Genomic DNA, 1,080 nt, shown 5'->3' on the forward strand with positions numbered 1-1,080 from the left:
GCCGCCCTGCGCGTACCTCACGCCCCAGGGCTACCGGTGCCGACACCCGGCTGTCAGGCGAACCACACCGACATCACCCAATCAAGTTCAGTAGCTCTTCACGCGAATGGGCAACCCAGATGCGGCGGCTACCCTACGATCCGTCATGAACGCTGCCTCTTAGGCTCGTTGAAGCCAGGGATGTGGGGATGATCAACAAGGCACTTGAGCTGGTGAAGCGCGCCAGTCCATACCTGACGGCGGCGCTGACTGCCTATGGCGGCGAAGCCCTGACCCAGGCAGGGGTCTCGTCTCCTGGTTCGGAGGCCGACGTGGGCCGTCGGATCCTTCAGACAGTCTGGCAACGTCAAACCCACGAGAGTAAGGCATCGCTCGCTTCAGCGCTTCGGGATGCCATCGAGGACGAGGGCGACCCGGACGCCATGGCTGCACTGCGGCACCGGATAAAGCGCGCCCTCGGCTCTGATCAAGAATTACTCAACGTAGTTTCTGATTTGCTCTCAGCTGCTGGGGTGACAGATGATCGAGCAGAATCGGAGGCACGTCTTACTGTCGCGAGCATCGCTGTCCGCGATATCGAGACCAACCACTCCGCCACGATCACCCACAGCAATCTTGACCGTGCTGTGCCGTTGTCGGAGACAGCCTTGGCCCAGCAGGAAATTCTCCTCGGCGACACCCACCCCAATACGCTAACCGCCCGCAACAACCTCGCAACGGCCTATCAGGAAGCCGGCGACCTCGACCGCGCCATCACCCTCTACGAGGCCACCCTCGCACAACACGAACTGATCCTGGGTGACACCCACCCCAACACCCTGGTCATCCGTAACAACCTCGCCCTGGCCTACCGGGAAGCCGGCGACCTCGACCGCGCCGTACCCCTGCTGGAGGCCACCCTCGCGCAACACGAACTGATCCTGGGTGACACCCACCCCAACACCCTCGCCGCCCGCAACAACCTCGCAGCCGCCTACCGGGAAGCCGGCGACCTCGACCGCGCCATCACCCTCTACGAGGCCACCCTCGCGCAACACGAACTGATCCTGGGTGACACCCACCCCAACACCCTGGTCATCC

The 1,080-nt window shown here is 63.2% G+C and carries 1 protein-coding gene; it reads left to right on the plus strand.

Annotated elements, in window-relative coordinates:
- Positions 1 to 188 precede the first annotated feature (188 nt).
- A partial coding sequence (locus tag ABZW10_RS28020) for a tetratricopeptide repeat protein (protein WP_355370962.1) occupies positions 189 to 1,080 on the plus strand: 892 nt, incomplete at its 3' end.

It is taken from the genome of Kitasatospora sp. NPDC004723 (assembly GCF_040609255.1).
In the GTDB taxonomy this organism is placed as follows: domain Bacteria; phylum Actinomycetota; class Actinomycetes; order Streptomycetales; family Streptomycetaceae; genus Kitasatospora.